Below are 25,344 nucleotides of genomic sequence, written 5' to 3' on the forward strand. Positions count from 1 at the left end.
TTTAAAATTTTTTCTTTATTTTCAAAGTATATTTTGGATAAATTCTCTCTGAGAACCTTACAAACTTCGTTTTTCTTGGTGATTTTTCAACCCTTATTTTTAAGTTAGAAGGCAATTGAGTATAGAACTGCCCATCAACTGTAAGAACAATCTCCCTTTCAGTCAATACTTCTATTTCTATACTGGAGCAATCAGGAACCACAAGAGGTCTAGCCGTTAACGCCACAGGAGCTAGAGGAACTAACAAAATTGCATGCAAACGGGGATCAACTAAAGGACCCCCTGCAGATAGGGCATAGGCGGTTGAACCTGTAGGCGTTGAGATTATCAACCCATCCGCTCTTATATCTTCAGCAAGTTCGCCATCAACGTAGTACTTGAGGTGCGTAACTTTCCCCGGAATGCTCGTAAGAATCACTACATCATTAAGCGCATCTGGTATGCTAACATCCTCAACAAACACTCTTATTTTCATTCTCTCATCAATAAAGTAGTCTCCCTCAAGTATTCTCGAAATTGCAAAAAATGTCTCTGCTGGTTCTATCTCGGCCAAAAACCCCAAAGTTCCCATGTTTACAGCTAAAATTGGAATATCTTTTGAGGTGTTATGTTCAACTCTAAGTACAGTTCCATCGCCCCCGATTGCAATTATCATATCTACATCCATCTTTTTTAACGATAGAACATCTTCTGAAGAAAAATGGGGAAAGTGTATATAAGCCTCCTCATCAACATAAACCTCATAATTATTAACCTTAAGAAAATCATATACCCTATAAGCCAGCTTCAATGCTTCCTCACGATCTCTCCGAGCTACTATTCCAAACTTCATTTTCTCACACTCTTTTGAGTAAATTTTGTTCCTAGATACATACTTAGCCCTCCTCCAATAATTGTTGGAAGCCAAAAAGATATAAACCTATCTAAGACTGTTGCACTGACAGCTAAGCTTTTACTAATTCTTAAACTTAAATAAAGAGCCGAATTTACAGCTTCCGTTATTCCAACCCCTCCAGGAAGAATACTTATCATTCCCAGCGCTATTCCTGCCATTTGAACCATCAAAATTTTGTATATCTCAAGATGATACCCAACACTCTCAAAAACAAAGTAAGTACGGAGAAGCATAAAACCCCATAGAGCTAAAGAATAGAATAAGGTCTTTCCCATAACAACTGGGTCTTTTGAAAGTTCCAAAAAAGTTTCCCTAAACTCAAAGATTGATTTCTTAAGCCTCTCCTCAATTTTTGATTCTATTCCTGCAAATCTTTCAGGGAATATACGTTTTCCAAGGTTTGTTATTTTTGATAATAGCTTGAATGCCAAGTTTTCATTTAATGAGACCAAGAGACTTACAAAAACTATCATGAGAAGCGCTACAGTTGAAAGTGAAAGAACCGACAGTAAAAGTTTGATTTTTAAGGAAAGTGCATATTTAAACGCTACAAGAGTAAATAACAATACAGGGATAACGTCCAAAATTCTATCAGCCATAATAGTGGCAAAAACTTGCCCATAAGTACTATCAGATCTTTTAGTTATCACATACATTCTAGCAGGTTCTCCACCAGCTCTAGCCCCGGGAGTTAGATTGTTTGCAAATATCCCCACTAAGGTAGCTATTAAAATGTCCTTTGTCCTCACAACTACTTCTGCTCGTTTTAGGAAGATGCTCCATCTAAAGACCCAAGCAAGTGTTGCAAAAACTTGCATAAGCAACGCTAAAAGGAGAAATCTCAGATCAGCCCTTATTATAAGCTCAATAGTTTCCTCTATCCCGGCCCACCACATTAAGATCAAAATCACAACAATGCCAATTCCTATTAACGCTCCATCTCTTTTCTTCATCAGCTCACCTTCCTTAGTCTCGCTATAAAAAACCCTTGGGTTTTGTGCTTGTGGGGATAAAAGCGCTGGACTTTATTAATTCCGATGCCGGGGGAACCAATGAAGAGTTTTTGTTCCTCTAGCTTTAAACCCTTTTTCAGCATGTACTTGACATTCCCCTCATTCTCTTCATAACTTAAAGTGCAGGTTGAATAAACTAAAACCCCTCCCTTTCTAAGGCTTTTTATTGCTGCATTTATAAAGTGTTTTTGATATCTAGCAGTTGCATCTATATCTTTTGGAGTCCTTGTCTCCCATAGTTTGGGCCTAACTCCCAATGCCGTGCATGGAGCATCCAACAAAATTTTATCCGCTTGAATCCCAAGCTCAGGAAGATTTCTTGAGTCCATTTGGATTAGTTTAACATTTTTTACACCCAACCTCTCAAGTTCATTTTTCATTTTTGAGAGTCTATTCTTGGATTTGTCTAAAGCCAATATCTCTCCTCTATTTTCAAGTAATTGTGCTATATGTGAGGTCTTTCCTCCCGGTGCGGCAGTCATGTCTATTATAAGATCTCCTTCTTTGGGATCTAAAACGTGAGAAGCAACCATTGAAGGCAGAGTCTGCACATAGAAGTAACCTTTTTCATAACTCTCTAATTCATTTAGACTTGGAAGTTTAAACTTTGGCATAGTCACCTCAACCGCCACACCCCTTGTGGCTATTATCATTTCTTTGGCATTCATCCTAGCAATGCCTATTCCCACCAAAAGTCCCTTTGGATCTCTTATTTGAACTTGGTCTCCCTCCCTAATCCCTTTATCTGCTTTTAAAACTCCAGGAGCATATAGTTGTGCTCCCTGATAAACACTTTCAGAGGCAAACTTATTTGCAACAACTTTGGGCAAATCGGGATTGTAATCATCTAAGAAATTTGGGCCTTCTCTCTCGAAATATATTCCCTCTTCTAAATAAGGACTCCTCTTCGGCTCTAATCCTTCCTTTCTGAGATCCTCGATAAGTCTGTCTCTACTAATCTTAAGGGTATTCACTCTTATGTAATACTTCTCTACAGGTTCTCTTAGTGTCCTCATAAGCTCCTCCGCTTCATCTCCAAAGAAACCGTAATAATACCGCCGAAGTTCCACTGGAAATGCTTCTTTATACATGGAATCACCTTAAAGTTCTAGAACACCATGTTTTTTTGCCAACTTTATGAAACCAAAAAGTTTCTCCTCTATTTCTGAGGCCTCTTCCTCCTCAACTTCAAACTGTAATACTTCTTCTTGACTTTCTGTAATAAGCCTATAAACTTCATCAGGCAACTTGGGTTTTTTGTGATTATAAATATCCTCCAAAAAATTTTCACTTCCATAGATATAGCTTTTGGGGAATTTTTTTAAGAATTCAAGAACAAAACCCTGGCTTATTTTATCTTTAAGAATCCCAAAAACTATATAAAAGCTTTGAATAGTAGCTCCAAGCTCTCCTTGTGGTTTTATCTCAAAAGCAGGGTGTGGATAGATCATCTCTCTCCATTCACCTTCTAGATAAATATAGGCATTAAAAACTTCTTCAACAGGTTCAACTTTAAAGCCCATAGGGGAGAGTTTCTCTTTAAGCTCCTCATTCATTCTAAAAATCTCACCCCAAATTTTATTCAAATGATTATGAATTTCAAGCAAATTCATAATACCTCACCCCTAAACCAAATATAAAAGAGAAATTTAAATGTTTACCCCCATATGCCGAAGACCCTGTTCATTAGGATGGGGGGCAAATCACCTTGAGAGGGCCCAGTTTAGCTCCTCTAAAATGTTTGTTTCCAAGGTTTTTTTAACTGCTGGTAATTCGAAAGTGATTTCTTTACTAAACACCTTTACACCCAATGAAAACTTTAGAGTTAATTCACTTGTCTCTCCTCTATTTATGTGTTCTGCAATCACACTAGGCAGAACTGTTGTATCAACCAATGTCTTTATCTTAGCAGTGGCCCTCCCATTGGCTGGGATTGTAACCCCTTCCAAAAGTTCTCCCTGGGCTATTTGATGGTTATTGGCATCTATTGTATACTTAATCCCAAATAGTGGGAGAGGGAATGAATTAGGGTTATAAAGCTTTACCTCACTCAAGATCACAATAATGTCCTCCTTTACCTCTCCCCATTGAGAAGGCATGCCTTCTATGGCAGGTGTTTCTATCAAATCCCCACTGCTTTCAATACTTACATCACTAATATACGACAACAAGTCAGTTTCCAGAGGCTGAGAAAAACTTCCCCTCAATAAAGGCAACCCAAATATCGAGCCTCGTATCTTTATCTCCACTTCACTTCGTTCTCCACTTCTTATATGCTCTTTCAAAGCATTTATCACTTCATTGCTATTAAGAACCAATACCCCTCGAGCATTCTCTTTAAGGAAACTTATCTTTAGATCTTTAAGAGTTCCTATCTTTATACCGGCCCAATATATCTCCGCCTCTTCAATGCCTCCGGAAATCGGCAATGGTTTTCCAAAATAAAGATTTATATCAAGTTCCACACTATTTTCGTCTACATGCCCCCATGCCCCACTTATTTGGGGGCTCATTGTAAGAATAGCATAACCTAAATAAACACCCCATAAGACAAGAATCAAACTGATTACTGCTAAAACTTTTCCCAGAACTCCCATTCTTATCACCTGTTGAAAAGAAGGGAGTAAAAATTTAAAAAGTTTTGGACTCTAGCTCTTTTTTCTTCTCCAGTACGTCCATAGGACCACTATCGTAGCTAAAATTCCCAATACTGCTCCCGCTATTTTTAAATTACTCTTAGTTCTAATATTTTCCTCGACTGGAACTGTAATCGATTCCTCAAAAACATATACATTATCATCTCCGCTTTCCTTGTCTCCAACTGCTCTAATCCGTACTTGAATTGTGTAATCTTTGGGAATGGCATTGTTTGCAATGTTTAACTCCAAAACACCCTCTCCTTCCTTGCCCGGATCAAGGGTTCCAATGTAGTCCGATCTTTTTGAAAGTGTGAAGGGCTGGTCGGCTTTTACGACACCTTCTATTATTACATTTTCAGCTTGCTCTCCACCGGTGTTTTTGACCCTTATGTACATGAGCACTTCTTGGCCCTGCATGGGCTTTTTGTCAAAACTTACCTTTTCAACGGTTATTTTTGGTTTTTCATTTACAATAATTGGTATTTTGATAATATCTTCCTTGTATTCCCCGGAAGCATCTTTATACTCTATCTTTACTGGAATCTCATAAGTTCCACCTTTTGCATCTTCTTTAACATTTATCTTGAATATTGCCTTTGCTGAATCTCCTTGTCTTAAAGTGCCTATATTTATTATTTGTTCACTTGTCTCACTTAACTCAAAAGGTTCTTGAGGAATTGGTTTTAAAATCACGTAACGAGCGCTTCCACTACCAATATTCTCTAATTCAAAATTCATCTCCACACTATTTGCTCCAGCTAAAACCCTGCTCGGGGATGTTGAGATCTTTGAGATTATTATACGCTCTCTACCGAGAATCGGTACACCAATAAGTCGCTCATCTGTCAATTTTTCGTCATTCGGTGCACTCAGGTATTCCAGAGAAACCTTTAATGGATAAATCCCATTTTCAAGTCTCTCATTAGTCTTTAAGTGAAACTCAAGAATTCTCTCCTCTCCTGGATTTAGTGCAGATAGGTATTTTATGTTATCTTCTCCAAGAGGTAAGAAAGCATTAATGTTCTCCCTAGCTAGCTGCTCCATAATTTGATTCAAAGCAACTTGAAGGTTTTCACTTATACTCTGACTTCCCTGTATCGGAAGACTCTGAAGAGATGAAAGATCAACTTTTGTAACTTCTCCTGGTACACTTGCTTCACTTGGTTCTATTCTAAGGGAAATGCCTTCAATTTTTCCTCCCCAATATTTTTCACCTTCACTTTAAGTACAAACTCATCTCCAGGCTCTATTGCCTCGGGTTCCATATCAACACTCTCAATCTCAACAAAGGCCTGATTTCTCCTCACAACTTGGATTGAAAATTCAAAACTTTGTTCTTTTTGTTCTTTTGAATCTCCACTAAAGTAAGATAATTTTAAAGTCATTGGATAGCTCCCAGTAACTGCATCCTCACCTACATGCAATCTAAATGTATACTTCATAGTTTTCTCACTGTTTATCACGTAAGTGAAATGCTGATTTGTAGTGTTATCAATTAGTATTGAACCTTCTCTAAGCTCAGTTTTCGGTTTAAGCTCAACTAAAACGTTTTTTGCTTCTTCAAACCCCAAATTTCTCAGATTTACAGCAATCTCAAAGCTCTCTCCAGGGTGCACAAAATCGGGCTTTTCAACACTTTCAAGTTCGAAAGTTGCTTCTCCCTCTTGAATTACTGTTATGGCAAAGTAATTAAATCCTTGAACCATTTGCATACTATCCCCACTAGAGACATAGTATGCTGTTGAGATGTAAAGAGGATAAATACCCGGATCTATATTCTCATTTACTTTGAATTTAAATCCAAGAACTTTTTCTTCTTTCCCATCTAAATACTCTATATATTTTATCGCACTATCTACAGGCAAGAGGGCACTTTGAGAAGCCACCTGAGCCAGAACTTCGGTAGCTCCGCCTCCCGGGGAGGGTGTTAAGGATATAGGTGTTGGCGAAAGAACCACTGTGACATATTTTGCCTTTAAGGCCCCTTCATTCTTAATGTGAACCTGTATTGTTACTTCATCTCCCGGTCTAATTCTTTTGGGTGTTTCGGCCCAAGTAGTGAGGTATGCTGGGATCATAGAAGCCTTCCACTCAGAAGGCCCGCTTATGCTTATTCTGGCTCCATTTGGATAAATCTGAAGGGCTGTAATAGCAACTTTTTCTCCATCCACTTCTACTTCTACGGTCTCGTTCTCCCCTATGAGTTCAATATTTGGGTAAGTGATCGTCATCAACAGGTCTTCTTTGGATATTCCCAGCTCTGGATGTTCCTCAACAGTTTGGAAAATCGCATCCACAATTTCTTCTTGATTTGCGTTGTTCAGCCAGAGATAGAATTGAGTAAGCTCTATGGGATTTATTGGGTTGTATCCAAGCGTTTCTGCCATTGCATAGAGAAAAGTAGTATTTGTGAGAAGCTCTTGTATTTTGTCGGGATTTGGAACTTGAATTGACTCATAACCCATGTTCAGCACTTTGTTGTCTTTTATAACTAGTATCATGGCTTTGTATTCTTTCTCTACATAGTCCTTCCGGACATCCTGAAGGACAACCACAAGCGGACCCACAAGTATTGAGTCTCCTTTGTTAAGATAACCCTCAAAGAGAAGTTCTTCTTCTGCTGCAGCAAGATTAATGCTACTCATGATGATTAACAGTCCTAATATAAGCCCAAAATGTTTCCTCATTTTTCTTCACCTCTTATCTTTTCTCCATAAAATACCTGAAGTAGAGCAGGTGTCACAGTGAAAGCGGCAAACATTGAAGCAAATATTCCGATTGCTAAAGTCTTTCCAAAATCATGTATTGCGGTAAGCTCCCCGCTAAGAAGGGCTAAAAATCCTCCACCTGTTGTTAACGCTCCGATCAAGATTCCTGGCCCAACTCCTTCAAGGGCAGATATAATGGGATGGGGATTACCCTCTCTAAGCTCCTCTAAAAATCTATGAGTGAGATGCATTCCGTAATCCACTCCAAGGCCAACAATCATTGAGATAACCCCAGCCAAGGTTTGACTGAAAGGTATTCCAGCAAGCCCCATGTAACCAACCGTCCAAAGAGCTCCAAGGAACATTGGAAGTATCATCGCAATGGAAACCAGGGGCCTTCTAAAGAGGAGAACCACAATTATCACCACAAAGATACTCCCGTAGGTGGATATCCTACCAAGTTCTTGGTTTGTGAGCCCATCTAAAACATAGGTCAGATATAAATCACCGGCCGGCCTTATCTCAACTCCCGGTGGAAAATCTGCATTTTTTGCTTGCTCTTCAAAGTATTGCATAATCTCTCTGAAATTTTCAGGATTGGTTCCGCCAAAGTTTCCCTTTACCTGGATTAAAGTCATCGAATAGTCACCACTTATGGGAGCTGAACTTTCTTTAATAATATCCTTTATTCTTTCCTTATCCTCAGGAATGTAGCCATATTTTTGAACAACAATATCTGCTATACTGTTAGTCTCAAAGACATTGTTGTAATGAGAATCTGCAAGTATCTCTTGTTCAAAGCGGTAAATATCCCTAACTATTGCTGGATCTCTAACATCATCCGCACTTACAATAATATCAACTTCATCCTGACCGCCAAATTCATATCTAACGTCTTTCATTGCCTCAATCTCGGGTATCCCTTCAGGAATCATCTTCTCAAGCCTAACTTCCGTTGTTACCTGAGTTAAACCGTACAAGAACACAAGGGTAAGGATAAATACAACGGTCAAGATTGTTTTTGGGTGATTTTTAATTAAATTCCCCATTTTATGGAAAAAATTGGCAATAAAACCGGAATGCGCCCTTATTTCGGGAACTTCATATTCTCCCTTAATCTTCTTCACTATATCTTCGTGGAGTATTACGAGTGAGGGAGTTATTACAACCGCATTTATCACTGCTAAACTGAGGCCCATTATTAAAACTCCACTTAACCTTTGAAGAGAAGGCAGAATAGAAAGGCTTAATGCAGAAAACCCGGCTATGGTTGTTAATGCTGCTCCCAAGAGGGCTTTCCCTGTTTCCGCTATCGCTTCTTCCGCAGCTTCCTCTATGGCCATTCCCTTTTTCCTTTCCTCATAATAACGATTAGTCACGTGGACGCCATAGTCAATTCCCATTCCAACTATCATGGCCCCAACTACAGTAGTCACCATGTCTATTGGAATCCCAAGAAGTCCCATAAAACCAAGGGTCATGACTACACCGAATACCAGGGGTATCAATGGAAGCATCGCCCTAACAACAGATTTATAGAAATACACCAAAAGTGCCGCAACAAACAGAAAAGCAATCGCCATAGTCCTGTTTAAGTCGCTTTGAAGCATTTTCAGGATTCTATAAGCAATTCCAATTGTTCCGGTTTGAATGACCTCAACGTTCTTGGGAAAGTTTACTTCATTTATATCTCTCTCAATATCCTGGTAGATCCTCTCAACAGCCTGAGCTCCGGAACCAGCTGTTAACGTGGCTACGACAAGCGTTGTTCTATAATCAGAGCTTATAAACCCTTGAACTGCTTCTGGAGGCAGAGTGTTTAAAACAAACTTAACCTCTTCCTCGTTTTCAGGTAATCTACCTAGAACCTGGATAAAAATATCAGCAATACTGATTGTATCCGTCACATATTCATGAACCCTTAAGCGCTCTTCAAGCTCGTGAATAGATCGTATCACTTCTGGGTCCCTTATATCATAAACTCCTTCTTCTTCAATTGAGTTTACTTTGACGATTATTAAAGCAGAATCTCCGCTTTGAAATTCATTTTTAAGTGTCAAATAGTCCTTAACAGCGGGTAAATCTTGAGGAAGCTGTTTGGTCAAATCGCTTTCAAACTCCAGCTGCTGGATACCATAAATTGATACAATAAGTAAGAACATTGCAACTAATGAAAATGCTATCCGATATTCTACTATTATCTTCGCGAGCCTTTTGAGCATTTACTCACCTCTGAACTTTTGGAATTTTCCGAAAGATTTAGATGATTGACATTTAAAAACTTTGCTGGGTTTGAAAGTCGTTTTCTCTGTATCCTTATTATGTCTTTAAACATCCCTATAAGGAAATATTTAAAGAATGGGGACTAAACGTGGATTTAAACCAAGTAAAGGACCTGAACCTTTGGATGTTAATCGAATGGATGAGTGTGAATCGTACCCAGCGCTATCACTAATTGAAACATATTAGAGAGGTGTATCGTTATACCAAAGGTGGAGATTAAAAATGAAAGTCATGATAAATTTGTTCCACTGAAGAAGGAGTGATTTCTCCTTTATTTTTATCTTTTTGTTGTTTGTAAGATCCTTTCCAAAAGGGGAGATTTTTGGGGAAGGTTTTAAATACTCCAAAATATAACATGATAATAATTTAGGAACAGCTGAATGACTGGACAACCCGTAAGGGTTGGTGTAAAAGTAGCCCCCGATTCCGGGAGGATAGGGGGTATTGGCCGTGTGAACCGGCCTGTGGAGGGTAACCCCCCCACGAAACTCCTTGCGTAAGCATGGAGTAGTTCACTTATACTTTCAATCCATTTTCAAGTGAGGTGGTGGAGATGCCGACCATAATTATTGAAGGCCCATCAATTAGTGTTGAGAAGAAAAGGGAGCTTGTGAAAAGGTTTACCGAGGTAGCGTCGGAGGTTTACGGGATAGAACACATAACCGTTCTTATAAAGGAGAACCCACCCGAGAATGTGGGTATTAATGGGGAACTACTGTTAGACAGGAAAAGAAAACAATGAGGCAGTAAAAATGAAAATTGTCCTTGTGAGGACAAATCCAGGAGAAAGCGGATATGCCTCGGCCTATGGTTACATTGCTCCTTCTTTAGGCCTTGTATCCTTAGCTGGGGCTGTTAAAGATATTGCAGAGGTAAAGATAATAGATGCAGAAGCGAAAAACCTCACTGAGGAGGAGACTATAGAGGAAATAGCTACCTTTAACCCCGACGTTGTAGGCTTCACCACCATAGCATCTACCTACGTAAACCCCTCTATAATGATTGTCAGAAAAATGAAGGAGAGAGGAATTAATCCCATCATCGTTTTTGGTGGGCACCATGCAACATTCACTTACCCCCTTATATTAAGAGAAGGAATTGACTTTGTGGTCATAGGAGAGGGAGAGCAGACATTTAGGGAGATCATTGAGAGGCTAAAAGAAGGAAAAGATATTAGAAGTGTTAGAGGCATAGCATACAGAGATGGGCAAAAAGTTAACGTTTCTTATCGAGAACCCATTGTTAACCTTGACAATTTGCCGATACCTGCCTACGATTTACTTGATCCAGATGTATATAAAGCGAGCATTGTTGGAAAAAACGTGAGAATTGCCTCCATAGAAACTTCCAGGGGATGTCCCTACAACTGTGAGTTTTGCAGTGCTTCAGCCATGTGGGGACATGCTTGGAGGTTTAAGAGCAACGAGCGTGTTGTTGATGAGTTGAAATTCGTGAAGAACCTCGGATACAACTGGGTATTCTTTGTTGATGACAATTTTGTTGTTCCTTACAAATATGAAGAGAGAATTGAGCTTCTCAATTCTATAATAGAAGAAGGACTTAACGAAATGAACTACATGATCCAAATAAGGGCCGATATAATAGCAAAACACCCAGAACTTGCAGAGAAGCTTGCCGAAGCTGGTGTTAAAATAGCTTTCATGGGCATTGAATCTGGCAGCGAAGGAGTTCTGAAGGCCATGAGAAAGGGGTTGAAGAAAAACGATACTCTCAAGGCCATTCAGCTACTCAGCGAGCAGGAGATAATTACGTATGGGGGAGTTATAATTGGGGCGCCCTATGAGTCCAGGAAAGATAGAAAAGCAACGTATAAATTTGTTCAAATGCTTGGTGACCACGGCCTTGATGTAGTTCAAATCTCAATATATACTCCTTTGCCAGGTAGTGATTCCTTTTACAGGGCACTTAAGAACAGAGCCCTCCTAACCATAGACTGGGATCTCTATGATGTTTTACACCCAATAATGAGAGTAAAAGAAAAGCTCTGGAGACTCTACTTTGAGAGCAGGGAAAAAACATACATGTTCTATTTTAAGAAATGGCTCCATAATATTGAGGGAAAGGCCGAAAAGTACTCAAAACCAATCCTCAGCACTGGCAAGAGGTATGTCCTTCACAGAATTCCTCATTACCTGAAGAATTTTCTAAAGCTTCCAGTAGAGAGCTTTTTAGTTCAGAGAAGGATTCTAAATTCAGCAAAGAAACTTGATGATTATACCATCAAAATCCTCGAAGAAGTATACACCAGACACCTAACATCGTACCTGAAAATGTTTCACGAAGTTATAAATCAGGGAAAACATACAAAAAGTTGAGAATAACTCACCTCTAGATTAATCCAAGCCCTTAGGTGCCTTTCTTCAACAATAACAAACGTTCCCCCAGAAATCTCTCATAACTTTCTGAAATTTCCAAAAGTTTTATATTCTCAAAACCATAAAAAATCTCAGCAACAATATGAAAACATCCACAGTATTGGTCACAAGGCAATGTACGATGATAACATGTTTTGTTGAGACCTCGATATACCCGTTGAAGTGGGAGTGCAAGATATTAAAGAGCTTTCAGAGTTCAAAAATAAACTCCTAGATAAAGACATGGTCTGTATGTTGAAACACTAGTCATTAAGGGGGGAATGAGAGTGGGTGTAGATGAAGCTAAGCGAATAATGATGGAGCATTTTGCAGATACCGCAAGAAGATTTGGGTTGAGTGAGCTTTATGGATATATCTATGGCGTGCTCTTTTTTGAGGATGAACCTCTAAGCTTGGGTAAAATTGCCGAAAGGACAGGATACTCTCTTTCACATGTAAGCACGGCACTCAAGCTTCTGGAAAATATCGGTCTAGTAAAAAGGATCAAAAAGCCAGGAGATAAGAGAGCATACTACACAGCAATAAAAAACATTCGAGAATGGAGAAAAGAAGCGTACTACAAGAAAATAGAAGAAGACGTAAGACAAACACGAAAGAATCTTTTGAAAGCACTTGAGGCCATAGGAGATGATGAAAGTGAAGAAGCAATGAAAATAAAAGAAAGAATAGAGTTTTCTCTTCAAAGAAATGCCATTACTGAAAGAATTATAAACATCTTTCTAAAAAACGAAGAGGAAAAGTTTTGAGGGTTCTCCTCGAGTGTCTTGAAGAAAAATTGAATAACATATAGTACAAAGACTTAAAAATAAACTAAAGTTAATTACGGCGGTGGTTAAATGAACGAAATAGCTGAAGCTCTCTGGTACATTCTACCGGCATATTTTGCCAATGCATCCCCTGTAGTTTTCAAGGGGAGGACCCCCATAGATTTTGGTAAAAAATTTGTTGATGGTAGGAGAGTATTTGGCAACGGAAAAACTTGGAGAGGTTTTTTTGGGGGTCTATTTACCGGGATCTTAATATCAATTATCCAATATAACCTCACACCACACTTTTATGGTTCACTCTCTTCTGCTCTAAAGTTAGGATTCACTCTTTCTTTTGGTGCTCTTTTAGGGGATCTTATAGGAAGCTTTGTTAAAAGACGGGTGGGAATGGAGAGCGGGTACCCTGCAGTAGGCCTTGACCAATGGGGTTTTCTCATTGCTGCCCTTATCCTAGCATTTCCTATAAAAACTCTTTCAACTAAACAAGTCTTATTTTTACTTGTAGTTACCCCCTTCATTCACTGGTGGGCAAATATTTTTGCATACAAAATGAAATGGAAGAACGTTCCATGGTAGACACTTAGTTTAAGAACAAGTTTTTTATAACTCAAGAGTTCCTAAATTAGTTGGTGGAGATTATGAAGGTAAAAGTGAGATACTTTGCCCGTTTTAGGGAACTTTCTGGAACAGGGGAGGAAATTATAGAACTTCCCAAAGGAAGCAAGATACGTGATCTAATCGAGCATATAAAAAGTATTCATCCGGATTTCAAGAGAGAAGCGTTTAGTGAGGGTTACAATGATGAAGTGGATATAAATGTGTCAAAAAATGGACGATATGCCTCTTTTGATGAAGAACTAAAAGAGGGCGATATAGTGGCATTATTCCCTCCAACAAGTGGTGGATGAAATGATAGGTAAAAAAGAAGTTGAAAGATACGATAGACAAATCCGGATATTTGGCGTTGAGGGCCAAGAAAAGCTGAAAAAGAGTAAAGTTGCAGTGGTAGGTGTTGGCGGTTTGGGGAGTCCAGTGGCATATTATCTAGCCGCTGCTGGCGTTGGAGAGCTTCTCCTTATAGACTGTCAAACTCCAGAACTTAGCAATTTGAATAGACAAATCCTTCACTGGGAGGAAGATTTGGAAAAGAATCCTAAACCAATTTCTGCAAAGTGGAAACTTGAACGATTCAATTCCGATATAAAAATAAGCACCTTTACAGGGATTTTAAATGTGAAAAACATCGAAGAAGTTCTTAAGGATATTGACGTGATAGTGGATTGCTTAGACAACTTCGAGACAAGGTATCTTTTAGATGAATTCGCCCACAAAAAAGGGATACCTTTAGTTCATGGTGCTGTAGAAGGCCTCTACGGCCAAGTTACCACTGTAATTCCTGGTGAAACAAAAGGCCTTCGAGATTTATTCCCAACACCCCCAAGAAAAAAAGAAAACTTTCCAATCCTTGGTGCGACTGCTGGGGTAATTGGGGCAATCCAGGTAGCAGAAGTAATTAAACTTATCACGGGCTACGGTGCTCCACTAGCAAATAAACTTCTGATAGTTGATTTAATGCACAATTCTTTTGAGGTGGTGGATCTTGAAGGTTAAACTTTTTAAAAAGCCAGAGGACTTTGATATAACCAATGCAATCAAACTAGCCTCCTCATCTAAAAGTGGAGGTTTAGTTATTTTTCTGGGAGAGGTAAGGGACGAAAATCATGGAAGAGAAGTGAAGAAGTTAATATACGAAGCCTATGAAGAAATGGCTATCGAAGAAATGAAAAAAATTCGGGAAGAAGCCTTAGAACGTTTTCCAATATTGGATATGATTATCTGGCATAGATACGGTGAACTAGAAGTTGGCGAAAACACTATCCTAATAATCGCAAGTGGAAAACACAGAAAAGAGGCATTTGAGGCTTGTATGTGGACAGTGGATGAGGTAAAGAAACGCGTGCCCATATGGAAAAAAGAAATAACGAATGAAGGAGAATTCTGGATTGAAGGTAATAAACTCATTATGCACAAGAAAGGACATTAAGATCATTTTTTATAATTTTGTGTTTTAATTAATACAATTACAGATCGTAGTAAAGTTAATAAGTGCAAGTTAACTCCTTTTTTCGGTGGTAAAATGGAAGCAGTGTATACGCCCCCATCTTGGAAACGAACTAGGAATATTACCGCATTTGCAAAGCCACCTTGGAGTGAAAGCAAGCATACAGGAAAACTGGAAAGAGTTATAATACAGTTAGGGGTTGGTCAAGGGAAGTTTTCAGAGATAACCGGAATCCCCCGCTCTATAGGCTGCATTGGAAATAACAGATTCATTTTAAGGGAAGAACCTGTTGAATTAGAGAGACTAAAAGAGATATTGCAGGAATTTTCCACAATCTCCGGCGGAGACTTATATCTCACAAACTATGACGACACAAGCGTATTAGAAGAGATAGCTGAATATGCTGCTTCCTTGAGTCTAAAAAACGTCTATCCCGTTATAAGGATCGAAGATTTTAATGATATTTCGCTACCAGTTGGTGTTAAGACTATTGTAGAAGCAGAATACTCTGAAGAAAACCTAGAAAAGATTGAGGATTTGGAAGATGTGCATGGACTGCTCCTGATGGTTAAAAGCGAATACTTAGACAGAATCCAACAAATAGAATTTTATGGAGAAATATATGTGGATTTGCTCTTCCCGGGTTCCCTGAAAAAGGTAGATTTCGATCTTATGGAGGCAAAAAGGTTGCAAACCCCAATAACCCAACACCATTCATGTCTAAGTGGTACACTGGCCATCACCGGAGAAGGGTTCGTCTTGCCCTGTCCACTCTTAAGAAATTTCTTAAAAGGCAACATCAAAACGATGACCCTAAAACAAATCCTCAGAAAGCGCAAACTCAAAGAATTCTGGAAAATAACAAAAAAGCAGTTTGAATCATGTAATAAATGCCCGATTGCACATGTTTGCCATGATTGTAGGGCCCTAGAATACAATGCTTCAGGCGATATTTATGGTATTGAATATTGTCCTATAAATGAACTAATTACCCCCAGAGAAACCAGTCTTAAATGTGGCCTACCTCATCTTGAATGGTAAGATTTCAGAGAAATGACGTGCAAAAAAGTTTTATGCTTAGAATGACATGTAATATAGGGGTGGATATAATGGTCAAGATTGAAGTTGTTAATGTGGAAAAACCAGAGGGTGTTGAATGTATAATCGGCCAAGGGAACTTTTCAATATTCACCGTTGATGATCTGGCCCGTGCACTCCTGACAGCAGTACCCGGAATAAAGTTTGGAATTGCCATGAATGAAGCAAAACCCCAGCTAACAAGATATACAGGAAATGACAAAGAACTTGAAGAATTAGCTGCAAAAAACGCCGTAAATATTGGAGCAGGACATGTATTTGTAATAGTTATGAAAAATGCATTCCCAATAAATGTGTTAAACACTGTTAAAAACCACCCCGCAGTTGTAATGGTCTATGGGGCCAGTGAAAATCCATTGCAGGTTATAATTGCCGAAACTGAACTTGGTAGGGCTGTCTTGGGAATAGTTGATGGAAAAGCTGCTAACAAGATTGAAAACAACGAACAGAAAAAAGAAAGAAGAGAACTAGTGGAAAAGATTGGGTATACAATTGACTGAGACCAGATGATCCCAACCTTTTTAACCTCTCTAATTATTTATCTAGGTGGGAAGAGTCCTTCCGTAAGGGCGAAGTAGTTCACTGATATCCAGGTGAAAATATGAGAGTACTCTTTATCACATCCAATAAAGGTAAAGTGAAGGAAGCTAAGACTTATCTCTCCCCATTAGGAGTTAAGGTTCTTCAGAGACAAATAGATTATCCAGAAATACAAGCGAATACTCTTGAGGAAGTCGTGGGATTTGGAGTTATGTGGTTAAAGGATTATTTAGATGAACCTTTCTTTATAGATGATTCTGGCCTTTTTATTGAGGCTCTAAATGGCTTTCCTGGAGTGTATTCTGCATACATATACAAAACTCTCGGAAATGAGGGAATATTAAAATTAATGAACGAGGTTAAAAATAGGAGAGCCTATTTTAAAAGTGTCATAGGCTATTACGATGGGAGAATTCACATTTTTACTGGAATCACAAGAGGCCATATTATTAATGAGAAGAGAGGGAAGTACGGATTCGGATTTGACCCAATTTTTCTACCAGAAAATAGCAAAAAAACCTTCGCTGAGATGCAAACTGAGGAAAAGAACAGGATTTCACACAGAGGTAGAGCATTAGCAGAGTTCGCAAGATGGTTAAAAGAAAATTTTAAAAAGGAGTAAGTGACAATAATCCTCGGCAAGTTATTGAAAAAATGACAATTGTAAGGGGGATTCAGATGAGTGACACGATAGACGCTGTTGATATGAAACTCCTTAAAGAGCTTAAAGAGAACTCAAGGGAAAACATAGCTACTCTAAGCAAAAAGCTTGGAATCCCAAGGACAACTGTCCACTATAGGATTAAAAAACTTATTAATGAAGGAGTAATCGAAAAATTCACAATCAAGCCCAACTATAAAAAACTCAACTTAGGGACTACTGCCTTCATTTTAGTAAGATACAACCCTGATTCAGGCCTTACACAAAGAGAGATTGCCAAAAAGATCGCCCAGATCGATGGTGTTCACGAAGTTCATATAATAGCTGGGGAATGGGATCTTTTAATAAAAATTCGAGCTCCTTCAGCCGAAGATATAGGGAAAGTAGTCGTAGATAAGCTTAGAGAAATCAAAGGAATCGGACAAACAGTAACGATGGTTTCCTTTGTATCTGTTAAAGAAGAGCTTTAGTTGTACTGGGCGATGATTACCGTTCTCCTTTCTGATTTTATGATGATGCGAGGATTTTTATGAGCCCACTAAGAGATTTTTTGTCTTTTAAATTTCTTCTAAAAGAGCGTGGGGTGGTGGGGGCGCGGGGATTTGAACCCCGGTCCGCGGGTTTCTCCGGGTCAGAGCTCCAAAGGCTCATCCCCCAAATCAGCAAACCCGCTCGTCTTCACACCTCTGGAGCCCGCGATGATAGACCAGGCTACACCACGCCCCCGTCCCATAACACTAAAACCAACACCAATTTATAAACTTTACTATGATTGCATCTATCACAGAACAAATAGCACAAAAGAAAACTCTTGGGGATTATTCAACCATTTTAGGGATTATTTGGATAGAAATTTGTTTCTAAAAGGTATGATGAACTCGAGCCTTTAGTGATGCTCCATTCCCTATGGACACTAACCTTTGGTTGGTAACACTAATATTTAGAAAGCGTTTAAAAGGTGCTACTATATTGCAAATTGGTGATACAATGCTCATCCTTAACAAACTAGTGGAGGAAAATAAAGCTGAGGAAATACTTGAGTACGCACGAGAATTTCACGGACATGTATGTCCATATGTCGCTCTTGGGATAAGAACCTCATTGATCGCAATGAACGAACTTAGTGTTGGGAGACTTGACTATTCAGCCAGCGTAAATGAGAGCATTCTAGCAATAGTTGAAATTAATAGCTGCTTTACTGACGGCGTTCAAGTTACCACAGGATGCACTCTCGGAAATAATTCCCTAATCTATATGGATCTCGGTAAAACTGCACTAACTCTTGTTAAACGCTCAACTTGGGAAGGGGTTAGAGTGTATATCGACGCTGAGAAACTCGAAAAATATTATCCACCAGAGGCGAGAGAACTATTTAACAAAGTCATAAAGGAGAGAAAAGGAAGTCCAGAAGAAAGAGAATACCTAAAAGAACTTTGGGAAGATATCGCAAGGACTATGCTCTACCTTCCTAGGGAAGAATTTAAAATAGAGCAAGTTAAGATCCCCCCAATTGAACAGGCCCCTATTTTTGAGAGCATCCGGTGCTCAGAGTGCGGAGAGCTGGCGATGTCAAGGAGAATCGTCTACATCAACGAAGAGCCCCTCTGCTACAAGTGTGCCGGGAAAGAGTACCACGCGGTGATTGGGCGGGGAATCGTTAAAATCGGAGGGTCTGGCAATGGAACTTAACCTCAGGCCGATTGGAGTGATACGATCTCCCTACAAGAGTCCTTTGGAGTGCCCCAGTCAGGGGAGGCTCTCGGAGGAAATATTCATAGTGGAAGTCTTTCCCGAGTTTGAGGGGGGACTGAAGGACGTAGAAACCTGCACACACTTAATACTCCTCTACTGGCTTGACAAAGCTAGAAGAGATGTGCTAACAGCCATGCCCCCTCATGATAAAAAGGAACACGGAGTTTTTGCAACCCGCTCTCCCCACAGGCCGAACCCGATAGGATTCGCCGTAGTAGAGCTTATAGAGAGGAGAGGAAGGAAACTAATTGTAAAGGGATTAGATGCACTAGATGGAACTCCCGTTATCGACATTAAACCATATTCTTCAGCTATAGACTGTGTGGAAAATGCAAAGATTGGATGGTTTGAGGAGGTGAATAAAAAATGAAAAGAGCCCTTTCGATCATAGTTTTACTCGTACTCATCTCCGGATGCTTACAAAGTCAATCAGCCGAGGAAGCTACGATAATCGTAAAAGACCTCGCCGGGAGAGAAGTCAAAGTTCCAAAAGGCGTTGAGCGGATAGTGGCTGTTGGCCCCGGTGCCCTGAGGATCATGGTATATCTAAACGCGACCGACATGGTAGTGGGAGTTGAGGATTGTGAAAGGCAATGGGGTTCAGGAGGAAGGCCTTACATCATGGCCCACCCCGAACTTAAAGAACTCCCAAGCATAGGCCCCGGGGGCCCTGGAAAGCTTCCCAATCTTGAGGCCCTGATAAACGTGAAACCCGACGTTATTTTCATAACATACGTCGATGCCAAAACCGCCCAAGATATGCAGGAAAAAACCGGAATCCCAGTTGTAGTACTTAGCTATGGGGAGCTAACGACCTTTGAGGATGATGAACTCTTTAAATCCATTGAATTGGCTGGAAAAATCCTAAAAAAAGAAGATAGAGCGAAAGAAGTTATCAATTTCATTAAATCAATTCAAGAAGACCTCCTTAAGCGAACAGAAAATGTTGAAAGTCCAAGTGTTTATGTTGGAGGAATAGGGTATAAAGGCGCCCATGGAATAGAAAGTACGGAAGCAAAATACCCGCCTTTTGTTGTATTACACGCGAAAAACGTTGTTGATGAGCTTGGGGAGGGTCATAAATTTATAGACAAAGAAAAACTCTTGGATTGGGATCCAGAATACATCTTCATAGACGAAGGAGGATTAAGCTTAGTACTTGACGACTACAGAAAGAGTCCCGAGTTCTATGAGTCACTGAAGGCCGTGAAAAATGGCAACGTGTATGGAATTCTCCCGTATAATTACTACTCCACAAACATCGGTACGGCCATGGCAGATGCGTACTTCATTGGAAAAGTGTTATATCCCGAGCGTTTTGAGGATGTAGACCCTATTCAAAAGGCAAATGAGATATATAAATTCCTTGTCGGCAAGCCAGTTTACGAAGAGATGGCCAACCAGTTCGGTGGGTTTGGAAAGATAGACCTCTCTAATAGGAGCGTAAACTACTCACTACCAACTTCACCGTGATGCAACATGGAGTATGAGAAATACATTGCAAATAGAATTTTAGCGGGCCTTTTTCTCTTTATTCTCATATTTATGGTTAGCGTTTTCTCCATCTCCCAAGGGGGCTACAATCTTTCAATAGATGAGGTTATCAGAGTATTGATTGGAAGAGGAGATTATAAATCCAACATGGTAATATGGAACATTCGTTTTCCCAGAGTGCTTGCTGGAATTCTCGTGGGAGCTTCATTGGCAATCTCAGGTGCGGTTATGCAGGGTTTCCTGAGAAATCCTCTGGCAAGTCCTTTCACTATGGGGGTTTCGCATGGGGCAATGTTTGGGGCCTCTATTGCCATTCTGCTGGGAGCAGGCTATTCTGAAAGTTCAGGTAAGATAATTGTGAATAATCCCTATGCGGTAGTATTATTTGCATTTCTCGGTGCAATGAGTGCAGCTGCCATTATTTTACTCCTCGCAAAATTGAAAGGATTAAGCCCGGAAGCCATAATACTTTCAGGAATCGCAATGAGTTCCCTTTTTGTAGCCTTAACCACACTTATACAGTATTTTGCAGATGAACTTCAACTTGCTGCGATGGTTTATTGGAGCTTTGGGGATCTTGGAAGGACAACTTGGAGGGAAGATATCATGCTTGGAATAAGTTTTACGGCTGTTTTTACTTATTTTATCATGAAAAGATGGGACTTGAATGCTTCTGCACTCGGGGATGAGATTGCAAAATCCGTAGGGGTTGAGGTGGAAAAGACAAGAGTAATTTCAACATTTTTAGCAACTTTTCTGACAGCTATTAGTGTCTCTTTTGTTGGAGTTATAGGGTTTGTTGGACTAATAGCACCTCACGCCGTTAGACTTCTCTTCGGTGGGGACTACAGATTTTTAATACCTCTTTCCGCCCTAATGGGCGCCTTTCTGCTTCTCACTGCAGATACGATTGCAAGACTTCTTTTTTCACCAATTACCTTGCCGGTTGGTGTTGTGACGTCATTTTTAGGTGCTCCAATGTTTATCTACCTGTTAGTGCGTATGGAGGGAGGCAGATGAAGGTTTTGAGAGTAAAAAATCTCAATTTTAGCTACAATGGTTCAAAAATCCTGCATGATATCTCTTTGGAAGTTGAACAAGGAGAATTAGTTGCCATATTGGGCCCAAATGGTGCTGGAAAGAGCACTCTTATGAAGTGTATTGCGGGAATTTTCAGGTGTAAAGAAGTTGAAATTTTTGGAGAACCTTTACACCGGTGCTCCCGAGAAGAACTTGCAAAAATAATAGGGTACGTGCCTCAGAGTATTATTCCCGGTTTTATGAGGGTTTTTGATACGGTTCTTTTGGGCAGGAGACCATATATAGGACTCACACCATCAAGGGAAGATATTGAAATTGTCAAACAGACTCTAAAAAGGCTTAAAATTGACCACTTGGCACTAAAACCCTTAAACAAACTCAGCGGAGGAGAAATACAAAAAGTAAATATAGCCAGGGCCCTTGCTCAAGAACCGGAGATACTTTTAATGGACGAACCCACAAACAACCTTGACCTAAAAAGCCAGATGGAGGTGATGAAAATAGCAAGAAAATTTGCAGAGTCCGGTAAAACATCCATAATTATCATGCACGACGTTAACCTGGCATTACGCTTTGCAGACAGGTTTGTTTTCATGAAAAGTGGAAAAATAATAAAAGATGGGGGCAAAGATGTTCTCACACCGAAACTTTTTGAAGAGGTTTATGGGGTCAGGGGCGTTATTGCGGAAGTTGAAGGTACTCCCATAGTAATTCCAGCTTTAGAGAGCTGATATGTGAAAGAGGCCTTCCATTAATTTTCCAAAGAGATAACTTAAGAACGCTGCACCTAGTCCAGTAACAACCATCTCAAAGATCTTTTTCCTTACTGAAATCCCTGAAAGTATTGAGATAACACTTGCAACCACTGCCAGAGCAGTTCCAGCCAGAAAGATTGAGAAAGGCAATGCAAGCAAAGATGATGAGGCAATAAAATATGGCAACACTGGAAAGATTATTCCCGTTAAATAGGCCAAGCCCGTATAGAAAGCAGAACGTATCTCATTCTCATTTCCACCCTGCACAAGAAGATTTATCATTGCACTTTCATTAGAAGAAAGTTTTTCTGCAACTTCTCTTGCAACATCCTCTGGCATGCCGCTTTCTAAAAGCCTTTCCATAAGCTCTCCCTTTGCTCTCTCTGGAGAGACTCTAAAAAGCACCTCCATTCTCTCTTTTACACTCTCATTTACCTGTCTTTGAGATCTAACCGAGATAAAAGCACCTATTCCCATAGAAAGTGCTCCTGCTACTCCAACTATCAGACCACTAATCCCCACTATCTTTGGATTATGAACGTAGACTGCTGAAAGTCCAGTAACCGCTCCCAAAAGCTCTACAAGACCATCATTCATTCCGAGAACAAAATCCCTTATGTTCTCCACGTGAAAGCGTTTCTTGCTTTCATAGAAAAAGTGTTCATGTTCAAGCTCATCTATAATTATCTTCGAAATCACTTCTCTTTCTTCATCACTAAGCTTGTATTTTGTTAGAAAGTTAAAATACTTCTGAATGGCCGAGTTTTCTCCCATTTCAAGCAAAGAAACAACAGTTCCTGGCCCTAAAAGCTTCCTAAGCATTTTCACAAAAAAGAAACTGAGCCTGCCTATCTTTATTTTTTTCGGTTTTTTGCCTCTCTTGTCCAAAAAGCCGTGCCAGAACTTTGCGTGATTGGATTCAATGTGAGATAGCCTTAAAAATTCGTCTCTCAACTTGAGATCCTTCTCATCTCTACTCAAGGATGCATAAAGAACAGAGTCCTTGTATTCGTCCTCGTAAAATTGACTCGCTAATTTCAGCATTTCCTCCATCTTCGCCCACCAAAAATGTAAAAATTTGAGGGTTAATAAAGTAAACGGAAATCACTCTGCAGGGGCGTAGTAGCACCTCTTTGGCGAAATGATTTTTCCTCCCTTTTTGAGATTTTTAATTGCTTTGTCAACTTCCTTCTTGTCAATTCCAGCTATTTCTGCTATTTCAGCACTCTTTAGAGGCTTTCCAGATTCCTTTAAAACTTTGAAAACTATCTCCTCACTCATAGTCCCCACCTTGAAAATTTTGCATTATGAAGTTAGATTTCAAAACTTATAAAGTTTTCAGTTCAAAACAAAAAAGAAAATCAAAGGTACTCCCAGACACCATAGCCCTTGAAGTTATGCACTATGGTTTTTGTCGTCGTGAACTGTTCTACGGAATAACCTATGCCCTCTCTTCCAACGCCGCTGTCCTTCATGCCTCCGAAGGGATAGTAACCTATCCCGTGCCTCGGGTACTCGTTTATGAAGACGCTGCCAACCTCAAGCTTTCTAGCGACCTTTCTCGCCCTCCTTTCGCATTCGCTGAAAACCGAGGCATCAAGCCCGAAGCGGGAGGATTTGGCTATCTCTATAGCTTCATCCTCGTCCTTCACCTTGATGAGAAGGGCCATCGATCCAAAAACGTCCTCATTAAAGGCTCTGAGATCTTTAATCTTTTCTTTGCTAACCTCAAGCAGGATAGGCCACACGTAGTTGCCCTTCCGCCTGAACTCCGTTAGAGGCCTCGCCCCCTTCTCCACGGCGTCTTTATAAACCTCTTCAATGTACTCTGCGGAGCTTTCGTCAATCAGCGGACCCATCACGGCGTTTTCGTCCTCCAGTGGGTTCCTGGGCTCCATGCCTTTCAGCTTCTCAAGTATTCTCGCCTTTAAATCCTCGTAGATTTTCTCCTGTGCCAGGATGAGTCTTATCGCATCACACCTCTGCCCGGAAAAGCTCACCATACCCTTCACGATCTTCTCACTCGCCAGCTCCAGATTGGCATCATCGAGGACTATGGCGGGATCCTTTCCTCCGAGTTCAAGGTGGTAGGCCTTTATTCCGCCCGTTCTTATGATGTGCTCCCCCACCTCGGTGCTCCCAGTAAATGTTATCGCCCTTATGCGCCTGTCCTTCACAACATCGTCCATAAAGCTTCCCGGGATTGTCAGGAGTGCAAAGCTCTCCTTCGGAAAGCCCGCGAGCTCTAAGACCCTAACGAACATGATAGCGGCTAAGGGATCGGCGGACGCAGGCTTCAACAATACGGTGTTTCCGCTCAGCAGGGCAGGCACTACTTTGGCTGCCGAGATGAACAACGGGTAGTTAAAGGGGCTTATGGCGAGTATCAATCCGTAGGGTTCCCTCTTCACTATTCCCTCACTTTCAAGAGTCTCCTCGCTCCAGTCGCCTGGCACGTAATCACCGAGCATCCTCCTCGATTCAAAGGTCGTTTTTTCGAGCCTCTCGATAGTGGCCTTTGTTTCACCAACGGCGTTGCTCTTGGGCTTGCCTGCATCGAGTATCAGAACGTTCACGAAGTCCTCAAAGGCTTCCCTCATGAGTCCCGCCGCTTTTAGGAAGCTCTGCACTCTCTTCTCCCCGGGATAGTTCCTTATCTCTTCTCTACCCTTTTCGTAAACCCTTGCTAAGGCCTCTTCGACCTGGTCCCTGCTGAGCCTTGAGACCCTCGCTATAATCCGGCCGTCTATGGGGCTCTTCACTTCGGAAAAACTTTCTCCAAAGACCCATTGCCCTGCAACGTATGCCTTGAACTCCGGGATGCCGTCTTCTCCCGGGCGGTATATCCCGTCGAAAATCTTGTTGTGGACAAGTTTGTCCATTTCTAATCACCGATATGTAATGATACCCAAGAATATTTAAGCTTTGCTCACCAATGGTGATACCGTGATAGTTATGGGACTAAAAGAGGCCATATTTGCGGGCGGTTGCTTCTGGTGTATGGAGGCAACCTTTGAGAGACAGCCGGGAGTCTTTGAAGCGATAGCGGGTTATACCGGTGAGAAATTGAAAACCCCACCTATTAAATTGCTTCCACGGATGAAAAAGGGCACATAGAGGCCTTAAAAGCCCTGTACGACCCAAACCTGGTATCCTAAAACACAGACCATTCCGATGGGCCTAACTTGTCGTCGTTGCGTCTGACCAGAACGGAAAGTGATAAGACTCGTGAGTTCAAGA

Annotated in this window: 28 protein-coding genes and 1 tRNA gene; 17 read left to right on the forward strand and 12 right to left on the reverse strand. The window is 40.5% G+C overall.

Annotated features, from left to right (window positions below; genetic code table 11):
- Position 1: 1 nt before the first annotated feature.
- The 8 genes from TSIB_RS08955 to TSIB_RS08990 form a co-directional block, all read right to left on the reverse strand.
- The gene (locus tag TSIB_RS08955) at positions 2-832 is read right to left on the reverse strand and encodes an NAD(+) kinase (RefSeq protein ID WP_015850107.1); all 831 of its coding nucleotides are present in this window, start codon (positions 830-832) and stop codon (positions 2-4) included.
- The gene (locus TSIB_RS08960; protein ID WP_015850108.1) at positions 829-1,848 is read right to left on the reverse strand and encodes a lysylphosphatidylglycerol synthase transmembrane domain-containing protein; all 1,020 of its coding nucleotides are present in this window, start codon (positions 1,846-1,848) and stop codon (positions 829-831) included. The genes TSIB_RS08955 and TSIB_RS08960 overlap by 4 nt, the downstream gene beginning before the upstream one ends.
- Positions 1,848-2,999, reverse strand: coding sequence for an RsmB/NOP family class I SAM-dependent RNA methyltransferase (locus TSIB_RS08965; protein ID WP_015850109.1), 1,152 nt, complete (start codon positions 2,997-2,999; stop codon positions 1,848-1,850). The genes TSIB_RS08960 and TSIB_RS08965 overlap by 1 nt, the downstream gene beginning before the upstream one ends.
- 9 nt (positions 3,000-3,008) lie before the next feature.
- Positions 3,009-3,521 carry a DUF3201 domain-containing protein gene (locus TSIB_RS08970; protein ID WP_015850110.1) on the reverse strand — a complete coding sequence of 171 codons (513 nt, stop codon included), beginning with the start codon at positions 3,519-3,521 and terminating at the stop codon, positions 3,009-3,011.
- Between the two features lie 90 nt (positions 3,522-3,611).
- Positions 3,612-4,505, reverse strand: a complete 894-nt coding sequence (locus TSIB_RS08975; protein WP_048160625.1) for an LEA type 2 family protein — start codon at positions 4,503-4,505, stop codon at positions 3,612-3,614.
- 51 nt (positions 4,506-4,556) lie between these two features.
- Positions 4,557-5,591, reverse strand: a complete 1,035-nt coding sequence (locus TSIB_RS10640; protein WP_228359806.1) for a COG1361 S-layer family protein — start codon at positions 5,589-5,591, stop codon at positions 4,557-4,559.
- 122 nt (positions 5,592-5,713) lie between these two features.
- Entirely contained in the window at positions 5,714-7,234 is a 1,521-nt protein-coding gene (locus tag TSIB_RS10645) for a COG1361 S-layer family protein (protein WP_228359807.1), read from the reverse strand.
- Positions 7,231-9,477, reverse strand: a complete 2,247-nt coding sequence (locus TSIB_RS08990) for a hydrophobe/amphiphile efflux-3 (HAE3) family transporter (RefSeq protein ID WP_015850112.1) — start codon at positions 9,475-9,477, stop codon at positions 7,231-7,233. The genes TSIB_RS10645 and TSIB_RS08990 overlap by 4 nt, the downstream gene beginning before the upstream one ends.
- A gap of 614 nt (positions 9,478-10,091) precedes the next feature.
- Here TSIB_RS08990 and dmpI point away from each other — a divergent pair.
- From dmpI to TSIB_RS09045, 11 genes are all read left to right on the forward strand, one after another.
- Entirely contained in the window at positions 10,092-10,280 is a 189-nt protein-coding gene (gene dmpI / locus TSIB_RS08995; RefSeq protein WP_048160627.1) for a 4-oxalocrotonate tautomerase DmpI, read from the forward strand.
- Between the two features lie 10 nt (positions 10,281-10,290).
- Positions 10,291-11,874 carry a B12-binding domain-containing radical SAM protein gene (locus TSIB_RS09000; RefSeq protein WP_015850116.1) on the forward strand — a complete coding sequence of 528 codons (1,584 nt, stop codon included), beginning with the start codon at positions 10,291-10,293 and terminating at the stop codon, positions 11,872-11,874.
- A 320-nt stretch (positions 11,875-12,194) separates the two neighbouring features.
- Positions 12,195-12,680: a GbsR/MarR family transcriptional regulator gene (locus TSIB_RS09005; RefSeq protein ID WP_015850117.1), complete on the forward strand. Its 486-nt coding sequence runs from the start codon at positions 12,195-12,197 to the stop codon at positions 12,678-12,680.
- Positions 12,681-12,770: 90 nt separating this feature from the next.
- Entirely contained in the window at positions 12,771-13,277 is a 507-nt protein-coding gene (locus tag TSIB_RS09010; protein WP_015850118.1) for a CDP-2,3-bis-(O-geranylgeranyl)-sn-glycerol synthase, read from the forward strand.
- 62 nt (positions 13,278-13,339) lie between these two features.
- Complete coding sequence (locus tag TSIB_RS09015; protein WP_048160629.1) at positions 13,340-13,609, forward strand: MoaD/ThiS family protein; 270 nt, start codon at positions 13,340-13,342, stop codon at positions 13,607-13,609.
- Position 13,610: 1 nt separating this feature from the next.
- Positions 13,611-14,312 (forward strand): ThiF family adenylyltransferase, encoded by a 702-nt coding sequence (locus TSIB_RS09020; RefSeq protein ID WP_048160631.1) that lies wholly within the window; start codon positions 13,611-13,613, stop codon positions 14,310-14,312.
- Positions 14,302-14,745 (forward strand): molybdenum cofactor biosynthesis protein MoaE, encoded by a 444-nt coding sequence (locus TSIB_RS09025; RefSeq protein WP_015850121.1) that lies wholly within the window; start codon positions 14,302-14,304, stop codon positions 14,743-14,745. Before TSIB_RS09020 ends, TSIB_RS09025 begins: the two co-directional genes overlap by 11 nt.
- 93 nt (positions 14,746-14,838) lie before the next feature.
- Positions 14,839-15,804 (forward strand): SPASM domain-containing protein, encoded by a 966-nt coding sequence (locus TSIB_RS09030; RefSeq protein WP_015850122.1) that lies wholly within the window; start codon positions 14,839-14,841, stop codon positions 15,802-15,804.
- Positions 15,805-15,872: 68 nt separating this feature from the next.
- Positions 15,873-16,361, forward strand: a complete 489-nt coding sequence (locus TSIB_RS09035; RefSeq protein WP_048160633.1) for an adenosine-specific kinase — start codon at positions 15,873-15,875, stop codon at positions 16,359-16,361.
- Positions 16,362-16,462: 101 nt separating this feature from the next.
- Positions 16,463-17,023, forward strand: a complete 561-nt coding sequence (locus tag TSIB_RS09040; RefSeq protein WP_015850124.1) for an XTP/dITP diphosphatase — start codon at positions 16,463-16,465, stop codon at positions 17,021-17,023.
- A 56-nt stretch (positions 17,024-17,079) separates the two neighbouring features.
- Positions 17,080-17,532 carry an Lrp/AsnC family transcriptional regulator gene (locus TSIB_RS09045; RefSeq protein WP_048160635.1) on the forward strand — a complete coding sequence of 151 codons (453 nt, stop codon included), beginning with the start codon at positions 17,080-17,082 and terminating at the stop codon, positions 17,530-17,532.
- A 114-nt stretch (positions 17,533-17,646) separates the two neighbouring features.
- On the opposite strand, the gene TSIB_RS09050 is transcribed toward TSIB_RS09045, so the two are convergent.
- Positions 17,647-17,788 (reverse strand) — tRNA-Trp (locus TSIB_RS09050).
- Between the two features lie 261 nt (positions 17,789-18,049).
- Between TSIB_RS09050 and TSIB_RS09055 the strand changes: the two genes are divergently transcribed.
- The 5 genes from TSIB_RS09055 to TSIB_RS09075 are packed head-to-tail and all read left to right on the forward strand — an operon-like array spanning position 18,050 to position 22,080.
- Positions 18,050-18,751: an FmdE family protein gene (locus tag TSIB_RS09055; RefSeq protein WP_015850126.1), complete on the forward strand. Its 702-nt coding sequence runs from the start codon at positions 18,050-18,052 to the stop codon at positions 18,749-18,751.
- The gene (tsaA, locus tag TSIB_RS09060) at positions 18,741-19,184 is read left to right on the forward strand and encodes a tRNA (N6-threonylcarbamoyladenosine(37)-N6)-methyltransferase TrmO (RefSeq protein WP_015850127.1); all 444 of its coding nucleotides are present in this window, start codon (positions 18,741-18,743) and stop codon (positions 19,182-19,184) included. Before TSIB_RS09055 ends, tsaA begins: the two co-directional genes overlap by 11 nt.
- Positions 19,181-20,287 carry an iron ABC transporter substrate-binding protein gene (locus TSIB_RS09065; protein WP_015850128.1) on the forward strand — a complete coding sequence of 369 codons (1,107 nt, stop codon included), beginning with the start codon at positions 19,181-19,183 and terminating at the stop codon, positions 20,285-20,287. Before tsaA ends, TSIB_RS09065 begins: the two co-directional genes overlap by 4 nt.
- A gap of 6 nt (positions 20,288-20,293) precedes the next feature.
- Entirely contained in the window at positions 20,294-21,328 is a 1,035-nt protein-coding gene (locus TSIB_RS09070; protein ID WP_015850129.1) for a FecCD family ABC transporter permease, read from the forward strand.
- Positions 21,325-22,080, forward strand: a complete 756-nt coding sequence (locus TSIB_RS09075; RefSeq protein ID WP_015850130.1) for an ABC transporter ATP-binding protein — start codon at positions 21,325-21,327, stop codon at positions 22,078-22,080. The genes TSIB_RS09070 and TSIB_RS09075 overlap by 4 nt, the downstream gene beginning before the upstream one ends.
- Here the strand turns inward: TSIB_RS09075 and TSIB_RS09080 are convergent.
- The 3 genes from TSIB_RS09080 to gapN form a co-directional block, all read right to left on the reverse strand.
- Positions 22,069-23,157, reverse strand: coding sequence for a VIT1/CCC1 transporter family protein (locus tag TSIB_RS09080; protein WP_015850131.1), 1,089 nt, complete (start codon positions 23,155-23,157; stop codon positions 22,069-22,071). The genes TSIB_RS09075 and TSIB_RS09080 overlap by 12 nt on opposite strands.
- Before the next feature lie 51 nt (positions 23,158-23,208).
- The gene (locus TSIB_RS09085; RefSeq protein ID WP_048160637.1) at positions 23,209-23,385 is read right to left on the reverse strand and encodes a MarR family transcriptional regulator; all 177 of its coding nucleotides are present in this window, start codon (positions 23,383-23,385) and stop codon (positions 23,209-23,211) included.
- An 80-nt stretch (positions 23,386-23,465) separates the two neighbouring features.
- Complete coding sequence (gene gapN / locus TSIB_RS09090; RefSeq protein WP_015850133.1) at positions 23,466-24,986, reverse strand: NADP-dependent glyceraldehyde-3-phosphate dehydrogenase; 1,521 nt, start codon at positions 24,984-24,986, stop codon at positions 23,466-23,468.
- 73 nt (positions 24,987-25,059) lie between these two features.
- On the opposite strand from gapN, the gene TSIB_RS10330 reads away from it, so the two are divergent.
- Entirely contained in the window at positions 25,060-25,221 is a 162-nt protein-coding gene (locus TSIB_RS10330) for a peptide-methionine (S)-S-oxide reductase (RefSeq protein WP_228359840.1), read from the forward strand.
- Positions 25,222-25,344 lie beyond the last annotated feature (123 nt).

It is taken from the genome of Thermococcus sibiricus MM 739 (assembly GCF_000022545.1).
GTDB lineage: Archaea > Methanobacteriota_B > Thermococci > Thermococcales > Thermococcaceae > Thermococcus_A > Thermococcus_A sibiricus.